This window comes from Gilliamella sp. X-57 (genome assembly GCF_057063565.1).
Genome location: NZ_JBXSQI010000029.1, coordinates 23,157 through 30,662, shown reverse-complemented (window position 1 = coordinate 30,662; position 7,506 = coordinate 23,157). Strand labels below are relative to the sequence as shown.

The 7,506-nt window shown below is 37.3% G+C and carries 6 protein-coding genes and 4 tRNA genes; 2 read left to right on the top strand and 8 right to left on the bottom strand.

Translation table 11 applies throughout. The features are described from left to right. From ACYIAL_RS11760 to tcdA, 7 genes are all read right to left on the bottom strand, one after another. On the bottom strand, positions 1–196 hold a 196-nt coding region (locus tag ACYIAL_RS11760), incomplete at its 3' end, for a GTP-binding protein (protein WP_483751594.1). Positions 197–379: 183 nt separating this feature from the next. After that, positions 380–455 (bottom strand) — tRNA-Thr (locus tag ACYIAL_RS11755). A 3-nt stretch (positions 456–458) separates the two neighbouring features. Next, positions 459–533: transfer RNA gene (locus ACYIAL_RS11750), tRNA-Gly, on the bottom strand. A gap of 55 nt (positions 534–588) precedes the next feature. Next, positions 589–673 (bottom strand) — tRNA-Tyr (locus ACYIAL_RS11745). A 33-nt stretch (positions 674–706) separates the two neighbouring features. Next, a tRNA-Thr gene (locus tag ACYIAL_RS11740) sits at positions 707–782 on the bottom strand. Positions 783–934: 152 nt separating this feature from the next. Then, a complete protein-coding gene (gene adhE / locus ACYIAL_RS11735) occupies positions 935–3,631 on the bottom strand; it encodes a bifunctional acetaldehyde-CoA/alcohol dehydrogenase (protein ID WP_483751780.1) in 2,697 nt (898 codons plus the stop codon). Positions 3,632–3,935: 304 nt separating this feature from the next. Next, positions 3,936–4,730 carry a tRNA cyclic N6-threonylcarbamoyladenosine(37) synthase TcdA gene (gene tcdA / locus ACYIAL_RS11730; RefSeq protein ID WP_174797020.1) on the bottom strand — a complete coding sequence of 265 codons (795 nt, stop codon included), beginning with the start codon at positions 4,728–4,730 and terminating at the stop codon, positions 3,936–3,938. A gap of 284 nt (positions 4,731–5,014) precedes the next feature. On the opposite strand from tcdA, the gene ACYIAL_RS11725 reads away from it, so the two are divergent. After that, the gene (locus ACYIAL_RS11725) at positions 5,015–6,019 is read left to right on the top strand and encodes a dihydroxyacetone kinase subunit DhaK (protein ID WP_483751779.1); all 1,005 of its coding nucleotides are present in this window, start codon (positions 5,015–5,017) and stop codon (positions 6,017–6,019) included. A 1-nt stretch (position 6,020) separates the two neighbouring features. Beyond that, positions 6,021–6,650, top strand: coding sequence for a dihydroxyacetone kinase subunit DhaL (dhaL, locus tag ACYIAL_RS11720; RefSeq protein WP_174797018.1), 630 nt, complete (start codon positions 6,021–6,023; stop codon positions 6,648–6,650). Between the two features lie 177 nt (positions 6,651–6,827). Here the strand turns inward: dhaL and ACYIAL_RS11715 are convergent, their stop codons facing one another. Further along, positions 6,828–7,490 (bottom strand): class II aldolase/adducin family protein, encoded by a 663-nt coding sequence (locus tag ACYIAL_RS11715; RefSeq protein ID WP_483751778.1) that lies wholly within the window; start codon positions 7,488–7,490, stop codon positions 6,828–6,830. Positions 7,491–7,506 lie beyond the last annotated feature (16 nt).

Sequence of the window (7,506 nt, the reverse complement as noted above, 5' to 3'; positions counted from 1 at the left end):
AAGTGTTGATGGTGATACCACGTGCTTTTTCTTCTGGTGCGTTATCGATTTGATCGAATGCACGAGCTTGACCGCCGTATTTTTTAGCAAGTACAGAAGTAATTGCCGCAGTTAAAGTTGTTTTACCGTGGTCAACGTGGCCGATTGTACCAACGTTAACGTGGGGTTTTGTACGTTCAAATTTTTCTTTAGACATCGATTGTCCCTCAAATGTAATACAAATCGGTGGTGATTCACCACATTAACCAAGTATCATATTTAATATCAACATAATACTAACTTAAAATTAGCTCTGAATGATAACAGATAAAGCTATCTAGTGACAAGCATTAAAGCAGGCAAATTCGATATTTTTAGAAGTTTAGGAAATTAACAAGAATGGTGCTGATAGGCAGATTTGAACTGCCGACCTCACCCTTACCAAGGGTGCGCTCTACCAACTGAGCTATATCAGCAATTGGAGCGGGCAGCGGGAATCGAACCCGCATCATCAGCTTGGAAGGCTGAGGTAATAGCCATTATACGATGCCCGCATGTTCAAACTCGGCTACCTAAATGCTTCAATTAGCTATTGCTAATATTAGATGATGGTGGTGGGGGAAGGATTCGAACCTTCGAAGTGTGACACGGCAGATTTACAGTCTGCTCCCTTTGGCCGCTCGGGAACCCCACCCCGAATCTTTATAAATTTGTCTACTTAGGAAAATGGTGCCGGCTGCCGGAATCGAACTGGCGACCTACTGATTACAAGTCAGTTGCTCTACCTACTGAGCTAAGCCGGCCTAAGTGCTGCGCATTATGGACTAGAATATTTAACCTTGCAAGCAAAAAAAACAAATTTTATTTTGTTTGCTTAAAAAAAAATCAAAAACATAAAAAAGGCCTGAAACATAAGCTATTTCAGACCTTTTTTTAATCAAAAAATTAATTTATATTATTTCTTTTTAGCAACTTTTTTCTTAGGGGTCTCAACACCTTTTGCTGCGGTATGTACAGCAACATCCTCACTAATGTCCCCTTTGTCCTGATATGCACGACCATAATAGGTATCAAGCAGAATTTGTTTTAACTCTGCAATTAAAGGATAACGAGGATTAGCGCCTGTACATTGGTCATCAAAGGCATCAACCGCTAATTGATCGACTTGAGCCAAGAAAGTTTTTTCATCCACACCAAATTCTTTGATAGAAAATGGGATATCAAGATCTTTTCTAAGTTGATCTAACCAACCAATTAATTTCTCGACTTTCTTCTCATCTTTATCAGTAGCTGCGGTTAAACCTAAATGATCAGCAACTTCTGCATAGCGGATAATTGCTTTTGGATAACCGTATTGGCTAAATGTGCCTTGCTTAGTTGGTTTGTCAGTTGCATTAAAACGCACCACATTACTAATTAACATCGCATTTGCCACACCATGTGGAATATGGAAAGCAGCACCAATTTTATGCGCCATTGAGTGACAAACACCAAGGAATGCCTGAGCAAAAGCAACCCCTGCTAATGTCGCTGCACTATGTACTTTTTCTCGGGCAACAGGATTTTTAGCACCTTCCCGATAACTTGTAGGTAGATAAGTTTTAAGTATGCTTAGAGCTTGTAATGCTTGTCCATCAGAAAACTCACTAGCCATGACTGATAAATAAGCCTCTAATGCATGCGTTACGGCATCATAACCACCAGCAGCACAAAGCGAGCGAGGCATATTCATCACTAAATTAGCATCAACAATAGCCATGTGTGGCGTAATTGCATAATCGGCTAATGGATATTTTTGCCCCGTTGCATCATCGGTAACAACTGCAAATGGTGTCACTTCAGAACCCGTACCTGATGTCGTTGTTACACAAATTAATTTTGCTTTTTGACCCATATTTGGGAAGTGGCAAGCACGTTTACGGATATCCATAAAGCGCAATGCTAATTCTTCGAATTTGGTTTCAGGATGCTCATATAAAACCCACATGATTTTAGCCGCATCCATTGGTGAACCACCGCCTAAAGCGATAATTGTATCCGGTTGGAATGCTTGCATTGAGTCGGTACCTTTACGGACAACACTTAATGTAGGATCTGCTTCAACATCAAAGAAAGTTTCGCAAATAACACCTTGAGCTTCTAATTGGTCAGTGATTTGTTTTGAGTAGCCGTTATTAAATAAAAATTTATCTGTTACCAAAAATACACGTTTTGCACCTTGCTCAACCACTTCATTTAAAGCTATAGGTAGTGAGCCACGTTTAAAATAGATAGAACTTGGTAATTTATGCCACAACATATTTTCTGCTCTCTTAGCGATTGTTTTCTTATTGATTAAGTGCTTCGGTCCAACATTTTCAGATACCGAGTTTCCACCCCAAGAGCCACATCCTAAAGTTAAAGATGGCGCTAAATCAAAATTATACAAATCACCAATACCACCATGAGCCGCTGGTTGATTAATTAAAATACGGCAAGTTTTCATTTTACTACCAAAATAAGCAATACGTTCACGGTTGCTATCTTGATCAGTGTAAAGAACAGAAGTATGCCCCATTCCCCCCATTTCAACTAATTTTTCCGCTTTATCTACCGCTTCAGTAAAATCTTTCGCTTTAAACATGGCTAGCGTTGGTGAAAGTTTTTCATGGGCAAATGGTTCAGATAAATCGACTTTACTCACTTCACCGACAAGGACTTTTGAACCTGCAGGCACTTTAAAACCAGCCATTTCAGCAATTTTTGTTGCTGGTTGACCAACAATATTAGCATTTAATGCACCTTTATCGTTTAAAATGATGCCTTGCACTGCTTTCGTTTCTTTAGCATTTAAAACATATGCGCCATATTGGGTTAATAAACGGCGCACTTCATCATACACAGAATCAACAACCACAATAGCTTGTTCTGAAGCACAAATCATACCATTATCAAAGGTTTTAGACATAAGTACAGAAGCCACAGCACGTTTTAAATCAGCTGTTTCATCAATAACAACAGGTGTATTACCGGCTCCAACACCTAATGCTGGTTTACCAGAACTATAAGCTGCTTTAACCATACCCGGTCCGCCCGTTGCTAAAATAGCAGCGACATCATCGTGATGCATTAATGCATTTGATAATTCGATAGATGGTTCATCAATCCAACCAATAATATCTTTTGGTGCACCGGCTTTTATTGCCGCATCTAACACAATTCGAGCTGCTTCAATCGTTGATTTTTTGGCTCTAGGATGTGGAGAGAAGACAATTGCATTACGTGTTTTTAGACTAATTAGAGATTTGAAAATTGCGGTAGAAGTTGGATTAGTGGTAGGAACAATTCCACAAATAATACCAAGTGGTTCTGCTATAGTAATAGTACCAAATGGTTCATTCTCAGCCACGACGCCACAAGTCTTATCGTGACGATATTTGTTTAAAATATACTCTGCAGCAAAAAGATTTTTTATGACTTTATCTTCAACAATCCCCATTCCTGACTCAGCAACAGCTTGCTGTGCAAGAGGGATACGTGCAGCGGCAGCGGCGGTTGCTGCTGCCACAAAGATTTTGTCAACTTGCTCTTGAGTATAAGTTGAATAAGTCTCCTGTGCTTTTTTGACACGAGCCATTAACTCATTTAACTCATTCATATTAGTTACTGCCATAGATTTCTCCTTGAAATTAAAAAATAAATCGGGATCGTTTGGCGTCTTCCATGAAACTATTTAATGCTTAAGCATAATAACAAAACGAAATTGACGTTATCGTAAATCAGATTTTTACTTTATACAATAATATATTGAATAAAAAAGCATGTTAATAAAAGTAACTAATTGATTTATGCCTTTAGCTACTGAAAAAGAAAAGAAGTCATTAGACAGTAAACAAAAGGATAGCTACTTGTCATAAATAAGTAGTTATCCTTTAATGCGATTTGTGATGAAGAAAAAAGTGATTAGTTCTAAAAAGTTATACGTTACACAATTTATTTAACACATAACTAACAGCGACGAAACCAAAGGTAGCAGTAACTGTTGTAATTGCTCCAAATCCTGATTCACAGTCCATTTTTTTAGGTCCTTCTGCATCACTTTTTGTAAAGCATATTTTTCCGTTTTTAGCTGGATACGTTAATTGTTCCGTTGAAAATACACAAGGAATGGCATATTTACCTTTACTATCTTTGTTTAATTTATAATTATGCTTTAGCTTTTCACGTAACTTGGCCGCTAATGGATCTTGAATGGTTTTGGCTAAATCAGCAATTTTAATTTGTGTTGGATCTTTTTGCCCTCCAGCCCCACCAATAGTAATCACTTTTAATTTTTGTCGCTTACAATATGCAAGAACCGCTGCTTTATCATGAACACTATCAATTGCATCGATAATATAGTTATACCGTGGTGATTGCTTTGTTCCCAAATATTCGCTGACGTTATCGATATTAATAAAGTCATCAATTTCATTCACCACACATTCAGGATTAATTTGTAAAATACGCTCTGCCATCACTGAGGTTTTAGCTTTACCTATATTAGATTTTAAAGCATGAATTTGACGATTAGTATTTGTCACACATACATCATCCATATCAATTAAGGTAATTTGACCAATTCCGCTACGCGCAAGCGCTTCTGCAATCCAAGATCCCACACCGCCAATGCCAATTACACAAATATGCGCTTGCAAAAAACATTGCAAGGCTGATTCACCATAAAGCCTTGCAATACCGCTAAAACGTTGAAGATAAGATTCTGTATTCATAGACAATGATTAATGGTGCTTATACTCAAACACCTACTCTCCTGAAACTTTTTCACAAATTATAACTGTAATATTATTTTATAAACAAGTTAATAATAAATATTAGTGATACTATACCTTTTCAAGAATAAAAAACTAAATTTCTAGCTCTCATAAAGATCAACTAAATCATCCCGATGATGCGCAATAAGTAGGATATTATTTGTCATTAATTGTATTCGTTTGAGTTATTAATTTTCCCTACAATAAAACGTTGTTAACTATAATTAAAGAGGAAATAAAGAATGCGCAAACCCAAAAAACTACTTAATGATCCCAATAATGTAAGACAAGAAGTCATGCAGGGATTGATCTATGCCTATCAGGGTAGGTTAACTGCAATTTCTGAACATTGTGCCGTTTATGGTAACCATATTGCCAGTGATCAAGTAGTTATTGTCTCAGGTGGTGGTAGTGGTCACGAACCAACCTTTGCAGGATTTATTGGTAAAGGCGGAATTGATGGCTGTGCTATTGGCGAAGTTTTCACATCGCCATCTCCAGATCAAATTATTGAAGTAACCAAAGCTATAGAAAAAGGAAAAGGCGTACTATTTTTGTTTGGCAACTATTCTGGTGACGGAATGAATTTTGATATTGCAGCCGAAATATTAGGAGAAGAAAATATTGTCATCAAAAGGATTCGAGCAACTGATGATATTGCTTCAGCACCATTATCTAAGATTTCTGATCGCCGTGGCGTTGCTGGTATTATGTTTTTATACAAAATTGCCGGCGCTGCCGCACAATTTGAAAAATACGATCTTGAAAATCTCTACCAAGTAGTATCGAAAGCAAACAACAATGTTCGTACCATCGGTGTCGCCCTAGATGGATGCGCATTACCTCAATCAAATCATTTCAATTTTGAATTAGATGATAACGAAATTGAAATTGGTATTGGTATTCATGGTGAAGCTGGATTACGTCGACAAGCTATAACATCATCTGATGAAGTTGTTAAAGAGATGATAGACAGCCTGTGTGATGATTTACCGTTTAAAAAAGGCGACCGCGTGTGTGTATTAATTAATAATTTAGGCGCACTAAGTAACGCCGAACTGTTCATTGTAACACGTAAAGTCGGTATTGAGCTGGATACACGCGGCATAATCAGCCATGATGTCGTTGTTGGCCATTTTTGTACATCCCTTGAAATGTCTGGTTTTTCAATTAGCTTAATGAAATTAGATGAAGAATTACAACATCTTTATGATTTACCTTGCCAAACACTAGGATGGAGAAAATAGAATGAATTTATTACAAGTTCGTAAAATGATGTTATTTACCGCAAAAAAAATGATCGAAAGTGAACCAACATTAACCGCTTTAGATCAATTAGTCGGCGATGGCGATCACGGTATCGGTATGAAACGTGGATTTACAGCTATCATGGTGCTACTACAAGACGAAAAATTTCAACCAACTAATATAGGTGATTTTTTTACGCAAATTGGTACAAAATTAATGATAAGTATGGGCGGAGCTTCTGGCGCTATTTTTGGTACTTTATTTAGAGCGGGCGGAAAAAGTATTACAGGCGTAACAGAGTTTGATTCTGATGTATTATCAAAACTCCTTAACGAAGGTTGGCAGGCAGTCTATCAACGCGGAAAAGCCAAACCAGGGGATAAGACTATGGTTGATGCCTTAGCAGCTAGTGCAACAACCGCAAGTCAATTAACATCTTCGAAGTTAATCGATGCGCTCCCTAAAATAGCACAATCTGCTATGGAAGGCGCAGAAAAAACGAAACAGATGATCGCTGTATTTGGACGAACTAAAAATTTAGGTGAACGCGCAATCGGTCACATGGATCCGGGAGCGGCTTCAATGGCGTATATCTTAAAATATATGAATGAATATATCCAAACCCAATAAAACAATAAATCCGCCGATATCATCGGCGGACATCATCATCACAATATCGATAAAAGAATATTCTAAGTATTATTGATAAAATGTCTAAGTATTCAAACAACATCTAATTTTTTAAAATAAAATTTTTTACTGATTCACTATTTTTCTATTAATTGACTAAAATAAATAGACTAAAAATTATTTTTTAAATTTAATTTGTGAAGGATAGGCCCAACGCTGTAACTCCTCTGACGGAAATCCACCCGGATCTTTACCGCCATTAATCAGTAAAGCGTGATAGTATATTTCAGCCATTTCTTCAATATATGCAGCCTTTAATACAGCTTCATACGGATCTTTGTCTACGGCAATAGCACCATGCTTTTCCATTAAAATGGCATCAGCTCGTTTTATGGGTTCTATAACGCTATTTGAAAGGTCTGGGGTACCCGGTCGCCCATAGGGTGCAACAGGGATCACACCATCTTTTAAATTAAGAATTGCACACTCATAAACAACGGCAGGAATAGGTTTTGCTAATACAGCAAATGATGTTGCAAAAATAGAATGCGTGTGTGAAATAGCAAAAACATCTGGACGAGCTTTATAAATCTCAAGATGCATTAAACACTCACTGGTTGGTCTCAATCCTGAATCGGCTTCAATAACATTAGCATCAAGATCCATCACAACAATATCCCGAATTGTTAACAACTTTTTATCAATTGTTGTTGGCGTGACAAGAACATACCCTGACTCTTTATCACGAACGCTAGAATTACCTGCTTTATGTTTACAAAGCCCCCACTCACTCGATTTTTTAGCCATGTCGACTACATATTGTTTTTGTATCTCTAACATTGTGTAACTCCTATTT

What these genes read in the sequence shown, in the direction of transcription:
- adhE (WP_483751780.1), bottom strand. Translation starts at nt 3,631, where the DNA reads ATGGCAGTAACTAATATGAATGAGTTAAATGAGTTAATGGCTCGTGTC.
- tcdA (WP_174797020.1), bottom strand. Translation starts at nt 4,730, where the DNA reads ATGAATACAGAATCTTATCTTCAACGTTTTAGCGGTATTGCAAGGCTT.
- ACYIAL_RS11725 (WP_483751779.1), top strand. Translation starts at nt 5,015, where the DNA reads ATGCGCAAACCCAAAAAACTACTTAATGATCCCAATAATGTAAGACAA.
- dhaL (WP_174797018.1), top strand. Translation starts at nt 6,021, where the DNA reads ATGAATTTATTACAAGTTCGTAAAATGATGTTATTTACCGCAAAAAAA.
- ACYIAL_RS11715 (WP_483751778.1), bottom strand. Translation starts at nt 7,490, where the DNA reads ATGTTAGAGATACAAAAACAATATGTAGTCGACATGGCTAAAAAATCG.